Here is a 17,558-nt window from a genome sequence, read left to right as displayed (position 1 = left end):
AGGGTTTTTGTTACTGTGGATACTGCGGGCGCAGGAAAAATCTGACTTATCATACGGGTAGCACATTAAACGAAACTTCTGTTTAAAGCTGGAGTCACACTTTGACTCGATTGGTTACCTGTGTGACTGTTTTGTTTTGTTTCGGACAGCTATAGTAGCCCGGTTATCTTACTTAATGATTGTTTGGGGCACCGCTTCAGACACTGGAGAAATGGATGAAATCTTTGTTTAAAGTCACGCTTCTGGCAACCACCATGGCTTTTGCTTTGAATGCGACCCAGGTCATGGCTGCCGATGCAGCTAAACCGGCAGAAGCGGCGAAAGCTGCCGACGCGGCGCCAAGCACCGGCAAGTTCAAGAACGATGACGAGCAAGCGGCTTACGCACTGGGTGCATCCCTGGGCCGTTACATGGACAACTCGCTGAAAGAGCAAGAAAAACTGGGTATTAAACTGGACAAAGACCAGTTGATCTCAGGCGTTCAGGACGCTTTTGCCAACAAGAGCAAGCTGAACGATGCAGATATCGAAAAAACTCTGCAGAGCTTTGAAGCGCGCGTGAAGGCTTCCGCTCAGGCGAAGATGGAGGAGGACGCGAAAGATAACGAAGCGAAAGGCACCAAGTACCGCGACACCTTCGCGAAAGAAAAAGGCGTGAAGAAAACCGAGTCCGGCCTGCTGTACCAGGTAGAGAAGCCAGGGACCGGTTCTGCGCCTAAAGACAGCGATACCGTTGTGGTGAACTACAAAGGCACCCTGACTGACGGTACCGAGTTTGATAACTCCTACACCCGTGGCGAGCCACTGTCATTCCGTCTGGACGGCGTGATCCCAGGCTGGACCGAAGGCCTGAAACACATCAAGAAAGGCGGCAAAATCAAGCTGGTTATCCCACCGGCGCTGGCCTACGGTAAAACTGGCGTTCCGGGCATCCCGGCTAACTCCACACTGGTGTTCGACGTTGAACTGCTGGATGTGAAAGCCGCTCCTAAAGCGGACGCCAAGGCTGAAAAGCCGGCTGACGCAGCGGCAGACGCCAAAGCGCAATAAGCCTGTCTGAGTCCCCACACCGCCGCGAACGTCCTTCGCGGCGGTGTTCATTTTAATCCGCCAAATCAGCGCTAACTTTCACTTCCTGCCCACTGATCGCTTGACGCCTGCCGGGCATCGGGCTTAACGTCAATACCACGCGCAAACGCAAGGACTTTACTCTGGCTGTTTTGCTAGACTAATAATCCGGACTTATGAGTCATGCGCCTGCCCCTTAGGGCGTGTACCTAAAACTGTTCCTGGTCATCTCGGCCTGCGGACGCTCGTCGTGCTGTTTCAGACTGATATCAGCCAGCCCATCCCGCGTAACCTGAAGGGTGTGCCGCCTGTGGAAAGGAACCCGCACGAGCAGTTTTAGCTGCGCCCCCTGGCACAGGCGATCTTTGAGGGTGGTATTTTCGATGTCTAATTCGCTTTTATCCAGCGAAGCCAGCGAACTTGATTTGCTGAATGAACGTCCGTTTACCCAGACGGATCATGAAATCCTGAAGTCTTACGAAGCGGTTGTTGACGGCCTGGCGATGTTGATCGGCGGGCACTGTGAGATCGTGCTGCATGCTTTGGAAGATTTGAAATGTTCGGCGGTACGCATTGCGAACGGTGAGCACACCGGGCGGCAGATCGGCTCGCCGATCACGGATCTCGCGCTGCGTATGTTGCATGACATGGCCGGCGATGACAGCAGCGTGTCCAAGGCCTATTTTACCCGTGCCAAGAGCGGCGTGCTGATGAAGTCGGTGACTATCGCCATCCGTAATCGTGAACAGCGGGTGATCGGTTTGCTGTGTATCAACATGAACCTCGACGTACCTTTCTCCCAGGTGATGCAGACCTTTATGCCGCCGGAAACTCAGGACGTGGCGCCTTCGGTCAACTTTGCGTCGTCGGTTGACGATCTGGTGGCGCAGACGCTGGAGTTCACCATTGAGGAAGTTAATGCCGATCGTAATGTTTCCAACAATGCCAAAAACCGCCAGGTAGTGCTGAATCTCTACGAGAAGGGCATTTTTGATATCAAGGACGCCATTAATCAGGTGGCGGACCGTCTGAATATCTCAAAACACACCGTGTATCTGTACATCCGCCAGTTCAAAAGCGGCGATCTGTTGGGAACCGAGCGCGGATGCTGAGTTACTGCCTTTTGGTCACCGGCCCGGCTTACGGCACCCAACAGGCCAGCAGCGCCTATCAGTTCGCGCAGGCTTTGCTGGCCAAGGGACACCGCCTCTCCAGCGTGTTTTTTTACCGTGAAGGGGTGTTGAACGCTAATCAACTGACTGCGCCGGCCAGCGACGAATTCGATTTGGTGCGGGGTTGGGTGCAGTTGGCACAGCAGCATGGCATTGAGCTCAACGTCTGCGTAGCCGCGGCACTCCGGCGCGGTGTGACCGATGAGCAGGAAGCCGCACTGCAAGGATTGCCCAGCGCCAACCTTCAGCCGGGTTTTACCCTTAGCGGGCTGGGCTCGCTGGCGGAGGCTTCGCTGAGCTGTGACCGCCTGGTGCAGTTCTGAGAGAGTTTATGAAACGAGTCGCTTTTGTTTTTACCCAGAGCCCACACGGCAGCGCCAGCGGCAGGGAAGGGCTGGATGCGTTGTTAGCCACTTCGGCGCTGAGCGAAGATCTGGGCGTGTTTTTTATCGGTGACGGCGTGCTGCAGATCATCCCGGGACAGCAACCGGAAAAAATTCTGGCGCGCAATTACATTGCCACCTTTGGCGTGCTGCCGCTGTATGACGTTGAGCAGTGTTATCTTTGCCAGGCATCGCTACAGGAGCGCGGCCTGAGTCAGGTGACTGACTGGGTGCTGGACGCCGAGATCTTGGCGCCGGATGCGCTGAGTCGCCAACTGGCCAGCTATGACGTGGTGATGACATTTTAGGAAACCCTGATGCTGTATACCCTTAGCCGTTCCCCCGCTCAATGCGATTTGCCTGCGCTGCTGCGTTTGACCGCGCCGGGCGATGACCTGCTGCTGCTGCAGGATGGCGTGCTGGCCGGCCTGGCCGGTAGCGCGCACCTTGAATTGCTGCTCAATGCCCCCATATCCCTTTATGCGCTGCAGAACGACCTGGATGCCAGAGGGTTGTCTGGTCATTTTTCACACAAAATCACTGTCGTCGGCTATAATCACTTCGTTGAATTAACCGAAAAACATCGCAGCCAAATGGCCTGGTGATGAGAGTGATGTTGTATATTTCTTGACACCTCTACTACTCAGCCATAAAATTCTGCGTCCTCGTACTTTGCCAGTAGTGCATACGAGGGGATTTATCACGTGTTTACGAAGCAAAAACCAGGAGCTTTTTAATGGCAACAATTAATCAGCTGGTACGCAAACCACGCTCTGTGAAGGCTGCTAAAAGCAACGTTCCAGCGCTGGAAGCCTGCCCGCAGAAACGTGGCGTATGTACTCGCGTATATACCACCACTCCTAAGAAACCAAACTCCGCACTGCGTAAAGTATGCCGTGTGCGTTTGACTAACGGTTTTGAAGTTACCTCCTACATCGGCGGTGAAGGTCATAACCTGCAGGAACACTCCGTGATCCTGATCCGTGGCGGTCGTGTAAAAGACTTGCCAGGTGTGCGTTACCACACCGTTCGTGGTGCACTTGACTGCTCCGGTGTTAAAGACCGTAAGCAAGCTCGTTCCAAGTACGGCGTGAAGAAGCCAAAGGCTTAATGGTTCTCCGTTAAGTAAGGCCAAACATTTTCACTTTAATGTCAAAATAAACTCGTAGAGTTTTGGACAATCCTGAATTAACAACGGAGTATTTCCATGCCACGTCGTCGCGTAATCGGCCAACGTAAAATCCTGCCAGATCCTAAGTTCGGATCCGAACTGTTGGCCAAATTTGTAAACATCCTGATGGTAGATGGTAAAAAATCTACTGCAGAAGCAATCGTCTATACCGCGCTGGAGACCCTGGCTCAGCGTTCTGGTAAAGATTACCTGGAAGCTTTCGAAGTAGCTCTCGACAACGTTCGCCCGACTGTAGAAGTTAAGTCTCGCCGCGTTGGTGGTTCTACTTATCAGGTGCCAGTTGAAGTTCGCCCGGTCCGTCGTAATGCTCTGGCAATGCGTTGGATCGTTGATGCTGCTCGTAAACGCGGTGATAAATCCATGGCTCTGCGCCTGGCGAACGAGCTTTCTGATGCAGTTGAGAACAAAGGTTCTGCTGTTAAGAAGCGTGAAGACGTTCACCGTATGGCCGAAGCTAACAAGGCGTTCGCCCACTACCGCTGGTAATTGCCACGCAGTAGTTATGCTAACCAAGCGGGCGCTTCAAGAAGCCAACCCGCTTGGGTTAACCGAACTTGAACGCCTAAGGCAATAGAGGAATCAAATGGCTCGTACAACACCCATTGAGCGCTACCGTAATATCGGTATCAGCGCCCACATCGACGCCGGTAAGACGACCACTACCGAACGTATTCTGTTCTACACCGGTGTAAACCACAAAATCGGTGAAGTTCATGACGGCGCTGCCACCATGGACTGGATGGAACAGGAGCAGGAGCGTGGTATTACCATCACTTCTGCAGCGACTACTGCTTTCTGGTCTGGTATGGCCAAGCAGTTTGAGCCGCACCGCGTAAACATCATCGACACCCCAGGGCACGTTGACTTCACCATCGAAGTAGAACGTTCCATGCGTGTTCTTGATGGCGCTGTAATGGTTTACTGTGCTGTAGGTGGTGTTCAGCCTCAGTCTGAAACTGTATGGCGTCAGGCTAACAAATACAAAGTTCCACGCATCGCGTTCGTTAACAAAATGGACCGCATGGGTGCTAACTTCCTGAAAGTTGTTGGTCAGATCAAAACTCGTCTGGGCGCGAATCCAGTGCCATTGCAGCTGGCTATCGGCGCAGAAGAGAAATTCACCGGTGTTGTTGACCTGGTGAAAATGAAAGCGATCAACTGGAACGAAGCTGATGCTGGCGTGACCTTCGAATACGAAGACATCCCTGCTGACATGCAAGAACTGGCTGAAGAATGGCGCCAGAACCTGGTTGAATCTGCAGCTGAAGCTTCAGATGAGCTGATGGACAAATACCTGGGCGGCGAAGAGCTGACCGAGGAAGAAATCAAGACTGCTCTGCGTCAGCGCGTGCTGAACAACGAAATCATCTTGGTTACCTGTGGTTCCGCCTTTAAAAACAAAGGCGTGCAGGCGATGCTGGATGCGGTAATTGATTACCTGCCATCCCCAACTGACGTCCCTGCAATCAACGGTATCCTGGACGACGGTAAAGATACTCCGGCTGAGCGTCACGCTAGCGATGAAGAGCCGTTTGCTGCTCTGGCATTTAAAATTGCTACCGACCCATTCGTGGGTAACCTGACCTTCTTCCGCGTGTACTCCGGTATCGTTAACTCCGGTGACACCGTTCTGAACTCAGTGAAGGCTGCTCGTGAGCGTCTGGGCCGTATCGTTCAGATGCACGCCAACAAGCGTGAAGAGATCAAAGAAGTTCGTGCGGGCGACATCGCTGCAGCAATCGGTCTGAAAGACGTGACTACCGGTGACACTCTGTGTGATCCAAACCACGTGATCATTCTGGAGCGTATGGAGTTCCCTGAGCCGGTAATCTCCGTTGCAGTTGAACCAAAAACCAAAGCTGACCAAGAAAAAATGGGTCTGGCTCTGGGCCGTCTGGCGAAGGAAGACCCATCATTCCGCGTATGGACTGACGAAGAATCAGGTCAGACTATCATCGCAGGTATGGGTGAACTTCACCTGGATATCCTGGTTGACCGCATGAAGCGTGAATTCAACGTTGAAGCTAACGTGGGTAAACCTCAGGTTGCTTACCGTGAAGCGATTCGCGCGAAAGTTACCGATATCGAAGGTAAACACGCCAAGCAGTCTGGTGGTCGTGGTCAGTACGGTCACGTTGTGATCGACATGTACCCACTGGAGCCGGGCTCAAATCCGAAAGGTTACGAGTTCATCAATGACATTAAGGGCGGTGTGATCCCAACGGAATACATCCCTGCCATTGATAAAGGCCTCCAGGAGCAGCTTAAGTCTGGTCCACTGGCTGGTTATCCGGTAGTTGATCTCGGTGTGCGTCTGCATTTCGGTTCTTTCCACGATGTTGACTCCTCCGAATTGGCGTTTAAACTGGCCGCTTCTATCGCCTTTAAAGATGGCTTTAAGAAAGCAAAACCTGTTTTGCTTGAGCCTATCATGAAGGTTGAAGTTGAAACGCCGGAAGAGAACACTGGTGACGTCATCGGTGACCTTAGCCGTCGTCGTGGTCAACTGAAAGGTCAGGAATCCAACGCTACTGGCGTTCAGATTCACGCTGAAGTTCCGTTGTCCGAGATGTTCGGCTACGCAACTCAACTGCGTTCTCTGACCAAAGGCCGTGCTTCTTACTCCATGGAGTTCCTGAAGTACGATGATGCGCCGAACAACGTCGCTCAGGCCGTTATTGAAGCCCGTGGTAAATAAGCTTTCGGGTTTAACACATTGATCAGTGCTCTCTCCATGAGGGGAGAGCATAAGAGTAAGGAATATAGCCGTGTCTAAAGAAAAATTTGAACGTTCCAAACCGCACGTTAACGTTGGTACTATCGGCCACGTTGACCACGGTAAAACTACCCTGACTGCAGCAATCACCACCGTTCTGGCTAAAACCTACGGCGGTTCTGCACGTGCTTTCGACCAGATCGATAACGCGCCAGAAGAAAAAGCTCGTGGTATCACCATCAACACTTCTCACGTTGAGTATGACACCCCGACTCGTCACTACGCGCACGTTGACTGCCCAGGGCACGCCGACTACGTTAAAAACATGATCACCGGTGCTGCTCAGATGGACGGCGCTATCCTGGTTGTTGCTGCGACTGATGGCCCTATGCCTCAGACCCGTGAGCACATCCTGCTGGGTCGTCAGGTTGGCGTTCCTTTCATCATCGTATTCATGAACAAATGCGACATGGTTGATGATGAAGAGCTGCTGGAACTGGTAGAAATGGAAGTTCGTGAACTTCTGTCTGCTTACGACTTCCCTGGTGATGACCTGCCGGTTGTTCGTGGTTCAGCGCTGAAAGCACTGGAAGGCGAAGCTGAGTGGGAAGCTAAAATCATCGAGCTGGCCGGTTACCTGGATTCTTACATCCCAGAACCAGAGCGTGCTATCGACAAGCCGTTCCTGCTGCCAATCGAAGACGTCTTCTCCATCTCCGGTCGTGGTACCGTTGTTACCGGTCGTGTTGAGCGCGGTATCGTTAAAGTGGGCGAAGAAGTTGAAATCGTTGGTATCAAAGACACCGTTAAGTCTACCTGTACCGGCGTTGAAATGTTCCGCAAACTGCTGGACGAAGGCCGTGCTGGTGAGAACGTAGGTGTTCTGCTGCGTGGTATCAAGCGTGAAGACATCGAACGTGGTCAGGTACTGGCTAAACCAGGTTCAATCAAGCCACACACCAAGTTCGACTCAGAAGTGTACATCCTGAGCAAAGAAGAAGGTGGTCGTCATACTCCATTCTTCAAAGGCTACCGTCCACAGTTCTACTTCCGTACAACTGACGTGACCGGTACCATCGAACTGCCAGAAGGCGTTGAAATGGTTATGCCTGGTGACAACGTGAACATGGTTGTTACCCTGATCCACCCAATCGCGATGGACGACGGTCTGCGTTTCGCAATCCGTGAAGGCGGCCGTACCGTTGGCGCTGGTGTTGTTGCTAAAGTTATCGCTTAATCGCAAATAATTTTTCGACATAAAAGAGGGCACTTCGGTGCCCTTTTTTTATGCAATTTGCTCAAATCTTAATTGAAATAAAAAGCATTCCTATTTAGACTTACAGGATTGGTTAAGAAGTGAGTCTCTTATGTACGTATGTCTGTGTAATGCCGTGACTGACAAAGCGATCCGTAAAGCCGTGCGTCAGCACAACCCGCATACCATGAAACAACTGCGTGAACTTGTGCCGATTGGTACCGATTGCGGAAAATGCATTCGTCAGGCAAGACAGATTATGGTGGAGGAAAGCGGAACCATTATTCCAATGCACGAAGTTGCCTAACTAAAGGTAAGGTTATTTTTTGACTCTTGGCTTACAGCTTCTACACTTTTAGAACTGGCCAGGAGGATTTACCTATGAAAGGCGATAAAAAGATCATTGCTCACCTCAACAAACTGCTCGGGAACGAGCTGGTTGCCATCAATCAATATTTCCTGCACGCCCGAATGTTCAAAAACTGGGGGCTGACTCGTCTCAATGAGAAGGAATACCACGAGTCGATCGACGAAATGAAGCATGCCGATCGTTACATCGAGCGTATCCTATTTCTGGAAGGCCTGCCGAATTTGCAGGATCTCGGCAAGCTGAACATTGGCGAAGATATCGAAGAAATGCTGCGTTCGGATCTGGCTCTGGAATTGGACGGTGCCAAGAATCTGCGTGAGGGTATCGCCTATGCCGATTCTATCCATGACTATGTCAGCCGCGACTTGATGATTGAAATTCTCGCGGATGAAGAAGAGCATATCGACTGGCTGGAAACCGAGCTGGATTTGATCGCGCGTCTGGGTATCCAGAACTACGCGCAAGCTCAGTTGTAGTTTACCCACTTGAATAACGATGTTCCTCTGCCGGCATGAGTTTCTCCGGCAGGGCAGGGGAGCAGCGACAAAGCCTTGCCCTGATCCTGATGATTTCCCCCTCGGTTTTCACCCGTTAGCCACCCTCCGGTAAAAAATGCCGATATCCTGAGCATATTTCCATCTGCGCCTTGCTTCTCGCTCTGTTTTGCGTATAATGCGCGGGCTTACCTAATCTTGGTAAGCCTGATTTTAGCGAATCAGTCGATAGGCAGGACTTTCTGCTCTTCGAACAATACTCCCGATATGGGGGTTATATGTTGACGATTACACTCCCCCATCAATCGAAATGGGTGTGAGGAGTAATTATTTACGTTTATAAATAATTGGAGCTCTGGTCTCATGCAGAACCAAAGAATCCGTATCCGCCTGAAAGCGTTTGATCATCGTCTTATCGATCAATCAACCGCGGAAATCGTCGAGACTGCAAAGCGCACTGGTGCGCAAGTCCGTGGTCCGATCCCGCTGCCAACTCGCAAAGAGCGCTTTACCGTTCTGATCTCTCCGCACGTTAACAAAGACGCGCGTGATCAGTACGAGATTCGCACTCACAAGCGTCTGGTTGACATCGTTGAGCCAACCGAGAAAACCGTTGATGCTCTGATGCGTCTGGATCTGGCTGCCGGTGTAGACGTGCAGATCAGCCTGGGTTAATCAGGTCATTGAGCGATTGAGAGGTTGAAACAATGATTGGTTTAGTCGGTAAAAAAGTGGGCATGACTCGTATCTTCACTGAAGATGGCGTTTCTATCCCAGTAACCGTGATTGAAATTGAAGCGAACCGCGTGACTCAGGTTAAAGACCTGGCTAACGATGGGTACCGTGCCGTTCAGGTTACCACTGGTAGCAAAAAAGCTAACCGTGTGACCAAACCGGAAGCGGGCCATTTCGCTAAAGCTGGCGTTGAAGCTGGCCGTGGTCTGTGGGAATTCCGCCTTGCAGAAGGTGAAGAGTTCACTGCAGGTCAAAACATCAGCGTAGAAATCTTCGCTGAAGTTAAAAAAGTCGATGTTACCGGTACTTCTAAAGGTAAAGGTTTTGCTGGCACTGTAAAGCGCTGGAACTTCCGTACCCAAGACGCTACCCACGGTAACTCCTTGTCTCACCGCGTTCCGGGTTCTATCGGTCAGAACCAGACTCCGGGCAAAGTGTTCAAAGGCAAGAAAATGGCTGGCCACCTGGGTGACGAGCGTGTAACCGTTCAAAGCCTGGACGTAGTACGTGTTGACGCTGAGCGCAACCTGCTGCTGGTTAAGGGTGCTGTACCGGGCGCAACCGGTGGCAACCTGATCGTTAAACCAGCTGTGAAGGCGTAAGGGGATAGCAATGGAATTAGTATTGAAAGACGCGCAAAGCGCGCTGACTGTTTCCGAAACTACCTTCGGTCGTGATTTCAACGAAGCGCTGGTACACCAGGTTGTTGTTGCTTATGCAGCAGGTGCCCGTCAAGGTACCCGTGCTCAGAAGACCCGCGCTGAAGTGACTGGTTCCGGTAAAAAACCGTGGCGCCAGAAAGGTACCGGCCGTGCGCGTTCAGGTTCTGTAAAGAGCCCGATCTGGCGTTCAGGTGGCGTGACCTTCGCTGCAAAGCCACAGGACCACAGTCAGAAAGTAAACAAAAAGATGTACCGCGGCGCGCTGAAAAGCATCCTGTCCGAACTGGTACGTCAAGATCGTCTGATCATTGTCGAGAAGTTCTCTGTAGAAGCGCCTAAAACTAAGCTGCTGGCACAGAAACTGAAAGATATGGCTCTGGAAGATGTGCTGATCGTGACCGGTGAACTGGATGAGAATCTGTTCCTGGCTGCTCGCAACCTGTACAAGGTTGACGTGCGCGATGTAGCAGGTATCGACCCGGTTAGCCTGATCGCCTTCGACAAAGTGGTTATGACTGCTGATGCTGTGAAGCAAGTTGAGGAGATGCTGGCATGATCCGTGAAGAACGTCTGCTGAAAGTGCTGCGTGCACCGCACGTATCTGAAAAAGCATCCGCTGCGATGGAAAAAACTAACACCATCGTACTCAAAGTTGCCAAAGACGCGACCAAAGCAGAAATTAAAGCTGCAGTGCAGAAACTGTTTGAAGTCGAAGTCGAAGACGTTAACACCCTGGTAGTTAAAGGGAAAGTGAAGCGTCACGGTCAGCGTGTTGGTCGTCGTAGCGACTGGAAAAAAGCTTACGTCACCCTGAAAGAAGGCCAGAACCTGGACTTCATCGGCGGCGCAGAGTAAGTCGGAGGAGTAAGAACAATGGCAATTGTTAAATGTAAACCTACATCTCCGGGTCGTCGCCACGTTGTTAAAGTGGTTAACCCTGAGCTGCACAAGGGTAAACCTTATGCCCCGTTGCTTGAGAAACTGAGCAAAAGCGGTGGTCGTAACAACAATGGCCGTATCACCACCCGTCATATCGGTGGTGGCCACAAGCAACATTATCGTCTGGTTGACTTCAAACGCAACAAAGACGGTGTGGCTGCAGTGGTTGAGCGTCTGGAGTACGATCCGAACCGTTCCGCGAACATCGCGCTGGTTCTGTACAAAGACGGCGAACGCCGTTACATCCTGGCGCCGAAAGGCCTGAAAGCTGGTGACCAGATCCAATCTGGCGTTGATGCTGCAATCAAGGTGGGTAACGCCCTGCCAATGCGCAACATCCCAGTGGGTTCAACGGTTCACAACGTAGAAATGAAACCAGGTAAAGGCGGCCAGATGGCTCGTTCTGCTGGTGCCTACGTTCAGATCGTTGCACGTGATGGTTCCTACGTAACTCTGCGTCTGCGCTCAGGCGAAATGCGTAAAGTTCCAGTTGATTGCCGCGCCACCTTAGGTGAAGTCGGTAACGCTGAACATATGCTTCGCGTTCTGGGTAAAGCAGGTGCTGCACGTTGGCGTGGCGTTCGTCCTACCGTTCGCGGTACGGCGATGAACCCGGTCGATCACCCGCACGGTGGTGGTGAGGGTAAAAACTTTGGTAAACACCCAGTAACACCATGGGGCGTTCAGACCAAAGGTAAGAAAACCCGTAGCAACAAGCGTACCGATAAGTTCATCGTACGTCGCCGTAGCAAAAAATAATTAGAGGATAAGCCATGCCACGTTCTCTCAAGAAAGGTCCTTTTATTGACCTGCACTTGCTGAAGAAGGTAGAGAAAGCGGTGGAAAGCGGTGACAAGAAGCCTTTGCGCACTTGGTCCCGTCGTTCAACGATCTTTCCTAACATGATCGGTTTGACCATCGCTGTCCATAATGGTCGTCAGCACGTACCAGTGTTCGTTTCCGATGAAATGGTCGGTCACAAACTGGGTGAATTCGCGCCGACTCGCACTTATCGCGGCCATGCGGCTGATAAAAAAGCTAAAAAGCGCTAAGGTAGGAGGAAGAGATGGAAACTATCGCTAAACATCGCCACGCTCGTTCTTCTGCACAGAAGGTCCGCCTTGTTGCAGACCTGATCCGCGGTAAGAAAGTGTCGCAAGCTCTGGAAACTCTGGCCTACACCAACAAGAAAGCTGCTGGTCTGGTTAAGAAAGTGCTGGAGTCTGCCATTGCTAACGCAGAACACAACGATGGCGCTGACATCGATGATCTGAAAGTCACGAAAATCTTCGTAGACGAAGGCCCAAGCATGAAGCGCATTATGCCGCGTGCAAAAGGTCGTGCAGATCGCATCCTGAAGCGCACCAGCCACATTACTGTGGTTGTGTCCGATCGCTGAGACTCTGGAGACTAGCAATGGGTCAGAAAGTACATCCTAATGGTATTCGCCTGGGTATTGTCAAACCTTGGAACTCTACTTGGTATGCGAATACCAAAGAATTCGCTGACAACCTGGACAGCGACTTTAAAGTTCGTCAATTCCTGATTAAGGAACTGGCGAAAGCTTCCGTTTCTCGCATCGTTATCGAGCGTCCTGCGAAGAGCATCCGTGTGACTATTCACACTGCTCGTCCAGGCATCGTTATCGGCAAGAAAGGCGAAGATGTCGAAAAACTGCGTAAGGTCGTAGCGGATATCGCTGGCGTTCCTGCGCAAATTAACATCGCCGAAGTCCGTAAACCGGAACTTGACGCTAAATTGGTTGCTGACAGCATCACTTCACAGCTGGAACGTCGCGTTATGTTCCGTCGTGCTATGAAGCGTGCTGTACAGAACGCAATGCGTCTTGGCGCTAAAGGTATCAAAGTTGAAGTAAGCGGCCGTCTTGGCGGTGCTGAAATCGCGCGTACCGAATGGTACCGTGAAGGTCGTGTTCCGTTGCACACACTGCGTGCGGATATCGATTACAACACATCTGAAGCGCACACCACTTATGGTGTAATCGGCGTTAAGGTATGGATCTTCAAAGGTGAGATCCTGGGTGGTATGGCTGCAGTTGAACAACCGGAACCGGCTGCTCAACCTAAAAAGCAGCAGCGTAAAGGCCGCAAGTAAGGAGAGTCGCTGATGTTACAACCAAAGCGTACAAAATTCCGTAAGATGCACAAAGGCCGCAACCGTGGTCTGGCGCAGGGTACGGATGTTAGCTTCGGCACTTTCGGTCTGAAAGCTGTTGGCCGTGGCCGTCTGACTGCTCGTCAAATCGAAGCAGCTCGTCGTGCAATGACTCGTGCAGTTAAGCGTCAAGGTAAAATTTGGATCCGTGTATTCCCGGACAAACCAATTACCGAGAAGCCGCTCGAAGTGCGTATGGGTAAAGGTAAGGGTAACGTGGAGTATTGGGTTGCCCTGATCCAACCTGGGAAAGTCCTGTACGAAATGGACGGTGTACCAGAAGAGGTCGCCCGTGAGGCATTCAAGCTGGCTGCAGCTAAATTGCCGATCAAAACCACCTTTGTAACTAAGACGGTGATGTAATGAAAGCACAAGAGCTGCGTGAAAAAAGCGTTGAAGAGCTGAACACTGAGCTGCTCAACCTGCTGCGTGAGCAATTTAACTTGCGCATGCAGGCGGCAAGTGGCCAGCTGCAACAAACTCACCTGTTGAAACAAGTGCGTCGTAATGTCGCACGCGTTAAGACTTTACTGACTGAAAAGGCGGGTGTGTAAATGACTGATATTATCCGTACTCTGCAGGGTCGTGTTGTTAGTGACAAAATGGAGAAATCCATGGTTGTTGCTATCGAGCGCACGGTGAAGCACCCGATCTACGGGAAATTCATCAAGCGTACGACCAAGCTGCACGTACATGACGAGAACAACGAATGTGGTATCGGTGACGTGGTAGAAATCCGCGAATGCCGTCCACTGTCTAAGACTAAGTCTTGGACGTTGGTTCGCGTTGTAGAGAAAGCGATTCTGTAATAGAGTAGCTGGCTCTAACTTATAAACGGCTCAGAAAATGAGCCGTTTATTTTTTCTACCCATACTCTGGAAGCGGTGTTATAATGCTGCGCCCTCAGTTATGGGGCTTTTCAACGATCTAGTAATAGGTCCTAAAGTTGTAGTTGACATTAGCGGAGCACTAACATGATCCAAGAACAGACTATGCTGACCGTGGCCGACAACTCCGGTGCACGTCGCGTAATGTGTATCAAGGTTCTAGGTGGCTCGCACCGTCGCTACGCAGGCATTGGCGATGTCATCAAAATTACCATCAAGGAAGCAATTCCTCGCGGTAAGGTGAAGAAAGGCGATGTGCTGAAGGCGGTAGTGGTGCGCACCAAGAAGGGTGTACGTCGCCCGGACGGTTCTGTCATTCGCTTCGATGGTAATGCATGCGTTATTTTAAATAATAACAGCGAGCAACCTATCGGTACGCGTATTTTTGGGCCGGTAACTCGTGAACTGCGTAATGAGAAGTTCATGAAAATTATCTCTCTGGCACCAGAAGTACTCTAAGGAGCGAAACATGGCAGCGAAAATCCGTCGTGATGACGAAATTATCGTGCTTACCGGGAAAGACAAAGGTAAACGCGGTAAAGTAAAAAATGTCCTGTCTGCTGGTAAGGTCATTGTTGAAGGTATCAACCTGGTTAAGAAACATCAGAAGCCGGTTCCGGCCCTGAACCAACCAGGTGGCATTGTTGAAAAAGAAGCTGCAATTCAGGTTTCTAACATTGCTCTCTTCAACGCGGCTACCGGTAAGGCTGACCGTGTAGGCTTTAGATTCGAAGACGGGAAAAAAGTCCGTTTCTTCAAATCTAACAGCGAAACTATCAAGTAATTTGGAGTAATACGATGGCGAAACTGCATGATTACTACAAAGACGAGGTAGTCAAACAACTGATGTCTCAGTTTGATTACAACTCTGTCATGCAAGTCCCTCGGGTCGAGAAGATCACCCTGAATATGGGTGTTGGTGAAGCGATCGCTGACAAGAAACTGCTGGATAATGCAGCAGCTGATCTGGCAGCAATCTCCGGTCAAAAGCCGTTCATCACCAAAGCACGCAAATCTGTTGCAGGCTTCAAAATCCGCCAGGGCTATCCGATCGGCTGTAAAGTAACTCTGCGTGGCGAACGCATGTGGGAGTTCTTTGAGCGACTGATTTCCATTGCTGTTCCACGTATCCGTGACTTCCGTGGCTTGTCCGCTAAGTCATTCGATGGCCGTGGTAACTACAGCATGGGTGTGCGTGAGCAAATCATCTTCCCAGAAATCGACTACGACAAAGTCGACCGCGTTCGTGGTTTGGATATTACCATTACCACTACTGCGAAATCTGATGATGAAGGCCGCGCGCTGTTGGCTGCTTTTAACTTCCCGTTCCGTAAGTAAGGCAGGGTTACTGATGGCTAAGCAATCAATGAAAGCACGCGAAGTCGTTCGCGTGAAACTGGCTGAAAAGTACCGCGCTAAACGCGAGGAACTGAAAGCTATCATTTCTGGTGTGAACTCTTCCGACGAAGATCGTTGGGATGCTGTTCTCAAGCTGCAAACTCTGCCGCGTGATTCCAGCCCGTCTCGTCAGCGTAAACGCTGCCGCCAAACTGGCCGTCCACATGGTTATGTGGGCAAATTCGGGTTGAGCCGTATCAAGTTACGTGAAGCCGCTATGCGCGGTGAAGTACCAGGCTTGAAAAAGGCTAGCTGGTAATTACCAATTGAATCACGGGAGTAAAGACAGATGAGCATGCAAGATCCGATCGCGGATATGCTGACCCGTATCCGTAACGGTCAAGCCGCGAACAAAGTTGCGGTCACCATGCCTTCCTCCAAGCTGAAAGTGGCAATTGCCAACCTGCTGAAGGAAGAAGGTTTTATTGAAGATTTCAAAATCGAAGGCGACACCAAGCCTGTACTGGAACTGGTACTGAAGTACTTCCAGGGCAAGGCAGTGGTAGAAAGCATTCAGCGAATCAGCCGTCCAGGTCTGCGCATCTACAAGAAAAAAGATGCACTGCCAAAAGTTATGGCTGGTTTGGGTATTGCTGTTATTTCTACCTCTAAAGGTGTTATGACCGATCGTGCAGCTCGCCAAGCAGGTCTTGGTGGCGAGATTATCTGCTACGTAGCTTAATTCGGGAGGAAAGAATGTCTCGTGTTGCAAAAGCACCCGTCGTCATTCCTGCCGGCGTAGAGGTAAAACTCAACGGTCAGGTTATTTCGATTAAGGGTAAGAACGGCGAGCTGACTCGTACTGTCCACAACGCCGTTGAAGTGAAGCAAGAAGCTAACGCACTGACTTTCGCCCCGCGCGAAGGTTTTGCTAACGCCTGGGCCCAAGCGGGTACTACGCGCGCTCTGCTGAACGCAATGGTAGTTGGTGTTACCGAAGGCTTCACCAAGAAGCTTCAACTGGTAGGTGTTGGTTATCGTGCTGCTGTTAAAGGCAACGTGGTGAATTTAGCCTTAGGCTTCTCTCACCCGGTCGATCACCAGCTGCCAGCAGGTATTACTGCTGAATGCCCAAGCCAAACTGAAATCGTGCTGAAAGGCGCTGATAAACAAGTTATTGGCCAGGTTGCTGCAGATCTGCGTGCCTACCGCCGTCCTGAGCCTTACAAAGGCAAGGGTGTCCGTTACGCCGACGAAGTCGTGCGTACCAAAGAGGCTAAGAAGAAGTAAGGTAACACTATGGATAAGAAATCTGCTCGTATCCGTCGTGCGACCCGCGCACGCCGTAAGATCAAAGAACTGGGTGCAACCCGCCTGGTGGTACATCGTACCCCGCGTCACATTTACGCACAGGTAATTGCTCCAAATGGTTCTGAAGTACTGGTAGCCGCTTCTACTGTAGAAAAAGCTATCACAGAGCAATTGAAGTATTCCGGTAACAAAGACGCAGCAGCAGCCGTAGGTAAAGCACTGGCTGAGCGCGCGTTGGAAAAAGGGATCTCTAAAGTTTCCTTCGACCGTTCCGGTTTCCAATATCATGGTCGAGTCCAGGCACTGGCAGATGCTGCCCGTGAAGCTGGCCTTCAGTTCTAAGGAAGAGGTTTAAGATGGCTCACATCGAAAAACAAGCTGGCGAACTGCAGGAAAAGCTGATCGCGGTAAACCGCGTATCTAAAACCGTAAAAGGTGGCCGTATTTTCAGCTTTACCGCACTGACAGTAGTTGGTGATGGTAACGGTCGCGTTGGTTTTGGCTACGGCAAAGCACGCGAAGTTCCGGCAGCGATCCAGAAAGCGATGGAAAAAGCCCGTCGCGCTATGATTAATGTTGCTTTGAATGGCGGTACTCTGCAGCACCCTGTTAAAGGTGCTCATACGGGTTCTCGTGTGTTCATGCAACCAGCTTCCGAAGGTACCGGTATCATCGCCGGTGGTGCAATGCGCGCCGTCCTGGAAGTTGCAGGGGTTCATAACGTATTAGCTAAAGCATATGGTTCTACTAACCCGATCAACGTGGTTCGTGCAACTATTGCTGCTTTGGAAGATATGAAATCCCCAGAAATGGTCGCTGCTAAGCGTGGTAAGTCCGTCGAAGAAATTCTAGGGAAATAACC

30 protein-coding genes are annotated in these 17,558 nt (G+C 51.1%); all 30 read left to right on the top strand.

Translation table 11 applies throughout. The features are described 5' to 3' along the window. Positions 1–215 precede the first annotated feature (215 nt). The 30 genes from fkpA (at position 216) to rpsE (ending at position 17,556) form a co-directional block, all read left to right on the top strand. Entirely contained in the window at positions 216–1,049 is an 834-nt protein-coding gene (gene fkpA, locus LQ945_RS11570; RefSeq protein WP_270102899.1) for an FKBP-type peptidyl-prolyl cis-trans isomerase, read from the top strand. A 401-nt stretch (positions 1,050–1,450) separates the two neighbouring features. Continuing rightward, positions 1,451–2,179 carry a helix-turn-helix transcriptional regulator gene (locus LQ945_RS11565; protein ID WP_020837257.1) on the top strand — a complete coding sequence of 243 codons (729 nt, stop codon included), beginning with the start codon at positions 1,451–1,453 and terminating at the stop codon, positions 2,177–2,179. After that, a complete protein-coding gene (gene tusD, locus LQ945_RS11560; protein ID WP_420136154.1) occupies positions 2,173–2,562 on the top strand; it encodes a sulfurtransferase complex subunit TusD in 390 nt (129 codons plus the stop codon). Before LQ945_RS11565 ends, tusD begins: the two co-directional genes overlap by 7 nt. Positions 2,563–2,570: 8 nt before the next feature. Beyond that, positions 2,571–2,930, top strand: a complete 360-nt coding sequence (gene tusC / locus LQ945_RS11555) for a sulfurtransferase complex subunit TusC (RefSeq protein ID WP_044554737.1) — start codon at positions 2,571–2,573, stop codon at positions 2,928–2,930. Between the two features lie 9 nt (positions 2,931–2,939). Then, positions 2,940–3,227 (top strand): sulfurtransferase complex subunit TusB, encoded by a 288-nt coding sequence (gene tusB / locus LQ945_RS11550; RefSeq protein WP_044554736.1) that lies wholly within the window; start codon positions 2,940–2,942, stop codon positions 3,225–3,227. Between the two features lie 131 nt (positions 3,228–3,358). Further along, complete coding sequence (gene rpsL, locus LQ945_RS11545) at positions 3,359–3,733, top strand: 30S ribosomal protein S12 (protein WP_004930426.1); 375 nt, start codon at positions 3,359–3,361, stop codon at positions 3,731–3,733. Positions 3,734–3,829: 96 nt separating this feature from the next. Then, a complete protein-coding gene (rpsG, locus tag LQ945_RS11540) occupies positions 3,830–4,300 on the top strand; it encodes a 30S ribosomal protein S7 (RefSeq protein WP_020837252.1) in 471 nt (156 codons plus the stop codon). A 97-nt stretch (positions 4,301–4,397) separates the two neighbouring features. Continuing rightward, positions 4,398–6,512 carry an elongation factor G gene (fusA, locus tag LQ945_RS11535; RefSeq protein WP_044554735.1) on the top strand — a complete coding sequence of 705 codons (2,115 nt, stop codon included), beginning with the start codon at positions 4,398–4,400 and terminating at the stop codon, positions 6,510–6,512. A gap of 70 nt (positions 6,513–6,582) precedes the next feature. Beyond that, on the top strand, positions 6,583–7,767 hold the full coding sequence (gene tuf, locus LQ945_RS11530) for an elongation factor Tu (RefSeq protein WP_020828747.1): 1,185 nt from the start codon (positions 6,583–6,585) through the stop codon (positions 7,765–7,767). A 130-nt stretch (positions 7,768–7,897) separates the two neighbouring features. Next, on the top strand, positions 7,898–8,092 hold the full coding sequence (bfd, locus tag LQ945_RS11525; RefSeq protein WP_013814795.1) for a bacterioferritin-associated ferredoxin: 195 nt from the start codon (positions 7,898–7,900) through the stop codon (positions 8,090–8,092). A 74-nt stretch (positions 8,093–8,166) separates the two neighbouring features. Beyond that, the gene (bfr, locus tag LQ945_RS11520) at positions 8,167–8,631 is read left to right on the top strand and encodes a bacterioferritin (RefSeq protein WP_044554945.1); all 465 of its coding nucleotides are present in this window, start codon (positions 8,167–8,169) and stop codon (positions 8,629–8,631) included. Between the two features lie 381 nt (positions 8,632–9,012). Further along, on the top strand, positions 9,013–9,324 hold the full coding sequence (rpsJ, locus tag LQ945_RS11515) for a 30S ribosomal protein S10 (RefSeq protein ID WP_001181005.1): 312 nt from the start codon (positions 9,013–9,015) through the stop codon (positions 9,322–9,324). A 32-nt stretch (positions 9,325–9,356) separates the two neighbouring features. Further along, a complete protein-coding gene (gene rplC, locus LQ945_RS11510) occupies positions 9,357–9,986 on the top strand; it encodes a 50S ribosomal protein L3 (protein ID WP_044554946.1) in 630 nt (209 codons plus the stop codon). Positions 9,987–9,996: 10 nt separating this feature from the next. Then, the gene (rplD, locus tag LQ945_RS11505) at positions 9,997–10,602 is read left to right on the top strand and encodes a 50S ribosomal protein L4 (protein WP_012147223.1); all 606 of its coding nucleotides are present in this window, start codon (positions 9,997–9,999) and stop codon (positions 10,600–10,602) included. Beyond that, complete coding sequence (rplW, locus tag LQ945_RS11500) at positions 10,599–10,901, top strand: 50S ribosomal protein L23 (protein ID WP_012147222.1); 303 nt, start codon at positions 10,599–10,601, stop codon at positions 10,899–10,901. The genes rplD and rplW overlap by 4 nt, the downstream gene beginning before the upstream one ends. A gap of 18 nt (positions 10,902–10,919) precedes the next feature. Next, entirely contained in the window at positions 10,920–11,744 is an 825-nt protein-coding gene (gene rplB / locus LQ945_RS11495; RefSeq protein WP_262242572.1) for a 50S ribosomal protein L2, read from the top strand. Between the two features lie 14 nt (positions 11,745–11,758). After that, the gene (gene rpsS / locus LQ945_RS11490; protein WP_004929772.1) at positions 11,759–12,037 is read left to right on the top strand and encodes a 30S ribosomal protein S19; all 279 of its coding nucleotides are present in this window, start codon (positions 11,759–11,761) and stop codon (positions 12,035–12,037) included. Between the two features lie 14 nt (positions 12,038–12,051). Then, positions 12,052–12,384: a 50S ribosomal protein L22 gene (rplV, locus tag LQ945_RS11485; protein ID WP_004391423.1), complete on the top strand. Its 333-nt coding sequence runs from the start codon at positions 12,052–12,054 to the stop codon at positions 12,382–12,384. 17 nt (positions 12,385–12,401) lie between these two features. After that, entirely contained in the window at positions 12,402–13,100 is a 699-nt protein-coding gene (rpsC, locus tag LQ945_RS11480; RefSeq protein ID WP_004951172.1) for a 30S ribosomal protein S3, read from the top strand. Positions 13,101–13,112: 12 nt separating this feature from the next. Beyond that, positions 13,113–13,523 (top strand): 50S ribosomal protein L16, encoded by a 411-nt coding sequence (gene rplP, locus LQ945_RS11475; protein WP_004951171.1) that lies wholly within the window; start codon positions 13,113–13,115, stop codon positions 13,521–13,523. Continuing rightward, positions 13,523–13,714 carry a 50S ribosomal protein L29 gene (rpmC, locus tag LQ945_RS11470; protein WP_004951169.1) on the top strand — a complete coding sequence of 64 codons (192 nt, stop codon included), beginning with the start codon at positions 13,523–13,525 and terminating at the stop codon, positions 13,712–13,714. The genes rplP and rpmC overlap by 1 nt, the downstream gene beginning before the upstream one ends. Further along, a complete protein-coding gene (rpsQ, locus tag LQ945_RS11465) occupies positions 13,715–13,969 on the top strand; it encodes a 30S ribosomal protein S17 (protein ID WP_020837241.1) in 255 nt (84 codons plus the stop codon). A gap of 165 nt (positions 13,970–14,134) precedes the next feature. Continuing rightward, entirely contained in the window at positions 14,135–14,506 is a 372-nt protein-coding gene (gene rplN, locus LQ945_RS11460) for a 50S ribosomal protein L14 (protein ID WP_004951161.1), read from the top strand. Positions 14,507–14,516: 10 nt separating this feature from the next. Further along, positions 14,517–14,831 (top strand): 50S ribosomal protein L24, encoded by a 315-nt coding sequence (gene rplX, locus LQ945_RS11455; protein WP_004951158.1) that lies wholly within the window; start codon positions 14,517–14,519, stop codon positions 14,829–14,831. A gap of 14 nt (positions 14,832–14,845) precedes the next feature. Continuing rightward, a complete protein-coding gene (rplE, locus tag LQ945_RS11450) occupies positions 14,846–15,385 on the top strand; it encodes a 50S ribosomal protein L5 (RefSeq protein WP_004951155.1) in 540 nt (179 codons plus the stop codon). Between the two features lie 13 nt (positions 15,386–15,398). Continuing rightward, positions 15,399–15,704, top strand: a complete 306-nt coding sequence (gene rpsN, locus LQ945_RS11445; protein ID WP_012147218.1) for a 30S ribosomal protein S14 — start codon at positions 15,399–15,401, stop codon at positions 15,702–15,704. A gap of 30 nt (positions 15,705–15,734) precedes the next feature. Beyond that, positions 15,735–16,127 carry a 30S ribosomal protein S8 gene (rpsH, locus tag LQ945_RS11440; RefSeq protein WP_004951149.1) on the top strand — a complete coding sequence of 131 codons (393 nt, stop codon included), beginning with the start codon at positions 15,735–15,737 and terminating at the stop codon, positions 16,125–16,127. 14 nt (positions 16,128–16,141) lie between these two features. Beyond that, positions 16,142–16,675 carry a 50S ribosomal protein L6 gene (gene rplF / locus LQ945_RS11435; RefSeq protein ID WP_012147217.1) on the top strand — a complete coding sequence of 178 codons (534 nt, stop codon included), beginning with the start codon at positions 16,142–16,144 and terminating at the stop codon, positions 16,673–16,675. A gap of 9 nt (positions 16,676–16,684) precedes the next feature. After that, complete coding sequence (rplR, locus tag LQ945_RS11430) at positions 16,685–17,038, top strand: 50S ribosomal protein L18 (protein ID WP_037425856.1); 354 nt, start codon at positions 16,685–16,687, stop codon at positions 17,036–17,038. A 14-nt stretch (positions 17,039–17,052) separates the two neighbouring features. Then, complete coding sequence (gene rpsE, locus LQ945_RS11425; RefSeq protein WP_262242571.1) at positions 17,053–17,556, top strand: 30S ribosomal protein S5; 504 nt, start codon at positions 17,053–17,055, stop codon at positions 17,554–17,556. Positions 17,557–17,558 lie beyond the last annotated feature (2 nt).

Source organism: Serratia liquefaciens (assembly GCF_027594825.1).
Lineage (GTDB): Bacteria > Pseudomonadota > Gammaproteobacteria > Enterobacterales > Enterobacteriaceae > Serratia > Serratia liquefaciens_A.
The sequence above is the reverse complement of the archived record's forward strand: the minus strand, read 5'-3'. Positions and strand labels throughout refer to the sequence as shown.

Coding starts and splice junctions, on each gene's coding strand:
- fusA (WP_044554735.1), top strand. CDS start 4,398: ATGGCTCGTACAACACCCATTGAGCGCTACCGTAATATCGGTATCAGC.
- rplB (WP_262242572.1), top strand. CDS start 10,920: ATGGCAATTGTTAAATGTAAACCTACATCTCCGGGTCGTCGCCACGTT.
- rplE (WP_004951155.1), top strand. CDS start 14,846: ATGGCGAAACTGCATGATTACTACAAAGACGAGGTAGTCAAACAACTG.
- tusC (WP_044554737.1), top strand. CDS start 2,571: ATGAAACGAGTCGCTTTTGTTTTTACCCAGAGCCCACACGGCAGCGCC.
- rpsS (WP_004929772.1), top strand. CDS start 11,759: ATGCCACGTTCTCTCAAGAAAGGTCCTTTTATTGACCTGCACTTGCTG.
- bfr (WP_044554945.1), top strand. CDS start 8,167: ATGAAAGGCGATAAAAAGATCATTGCTCACCTCAACAAACTGCTCGGG.
- rplR (WP_037425856.1), top strand. CDS start 16,685: ATGGATAAGAAATCTGCTCGTATCCGTCGTGCGACCCGCGCACGCCGT.
- rplN (WP_004951161.1), top strand. CDS start 14,135: ATGATCCAAGAACAGACTATGCTGACCGTGGCCGACAACTCCGGTGCA.
- rplC (WP_044554946.1), top strand. CDS start 9,357: ATGATTGGTTTAGTCGGTAAAAAAGTGGGCATGACTCGTATCTTCACT.
- rplP (WP_004951171.1), top strand. CDS start 13,113: ATGTTACAACCAAAGCGTACAAAATTCCGTAAGATGCACAAAGGCCGC.
- rplX (WP_004951158.1), top strand. CDS start 14,517: ATGGCAGCGAAAATCCGTCGTGATGACGAAATTATCGTGCTTACCGGG.
- tusB (WP_044554736.1), top strand. CDS start 2,940: ATGCTGTATACCCTTAGCCGTTCCCCCGCTCAATGCGATTTGCCTGCG.
- rplV (WP_004391423.1), top strand. CDS start 12,052: ATGGAAACTATCGCTAAACATCGCCACGCTCGTTCTTCTGCACAGAAG.
- rpsE (WP_262242571.1), top strand. CDS start 17,053: ATGGCTCACATCGAAAAACAAGCTGGCGAACTGCAGGAAAAGCTGATC.
- rpsG (WP_020837252.1), top strand. CDS start 3,830: ATGCCACGTCGTCGCGTAATCGGCCAACGTAAAATCCTGCCAGATCCT.
- rpsL (WP_004930426.1), top strand. CDS start 3,359: ATGGCAACAATTAATCAGCTGGTACGCAAACCACGCTCTGTGAAGGCT.
- rpsC (WP_004951172.1), top strand. CDS start 12,402: ATGGGTCAGAAAGTACATCCTAATGGTATTCGCCTGGGTATTGTCAAA.
- rplD (WP_012147223.1), top strand. CDS start 9,997: ATGGAATTAGTATTGAAAGACGCGCAAAGCGCGCTGACTGTTTCCGAA.
- rplF (WP_012147217.1), top strand. CDS start 16,142: ATGTCTCGTGTTGCAAAAGCACCCGTCGTCATTCCTGCCGGCGTAGAG.
- fkpA (WP_270102899.1), top strand. CDS start 216: ATGAAATCTTTGTTTAAAGTCACGCTTCTGGCAACCACCATGGCTTTT.
- rplW (WP_012147222.1), top strand. CDS start 10,599: ATGATCCGTGAAGAACGTCTGCTGAAAGTGCTGCGTGCACCGCACGTA.
- rpsN (WP_012147218.1), top strand. CDS start 15,399: ATGGCTAAGCAATCAATGAAAGCACGCGAAGTCGTTCGCGTGAAACTG.
- tusD (WP_420136154.1), top strand. CDS start 2,173: ATGCTGAGTTACTGCCTTTTGGTCACCGGCCCGGCTTACGGCACCCAA.
- rpsJ (WP_001181005.1), top strand. CDS start 9,013: ATGCAGAACCAAAGAATCCGTATCCGCCTGAAAGCGTTTGATCATCGT.
- LQ945_RS11565 (WP_020837257.1), top strand. CDS start 1,451: ATGTCTAATTCGCTTTTATCCAGCGAAGCCAGCGAACTTGATTTGCTG.
- rpsQ (WP_020837241.1), top strand. CDS start 13,715: ATGACTGATATTATCCGTACTCTGCAGGGTCGTGTTGTTAGTGACAAA.
- rpmC (WP_004951169.1), top strand. CDS start 13,523: ATGAAAGCACAAGAGCTGCGTGAAAAAAGCGTTGAAGAGCTGAACACT.
- rpsH (WP_004951149.1), top strand. CDS start 15,735: ATGAGCATGCAAGATCCGATCGCGGATATGCTGACCCGTATCCGTAAC.
- bfd (WP_013814795.1), top strand. CDS start 7,898: ATGTACGTATGTCTGTGTAATGCCGTGACTGACAAAGCGATCCGTAAA.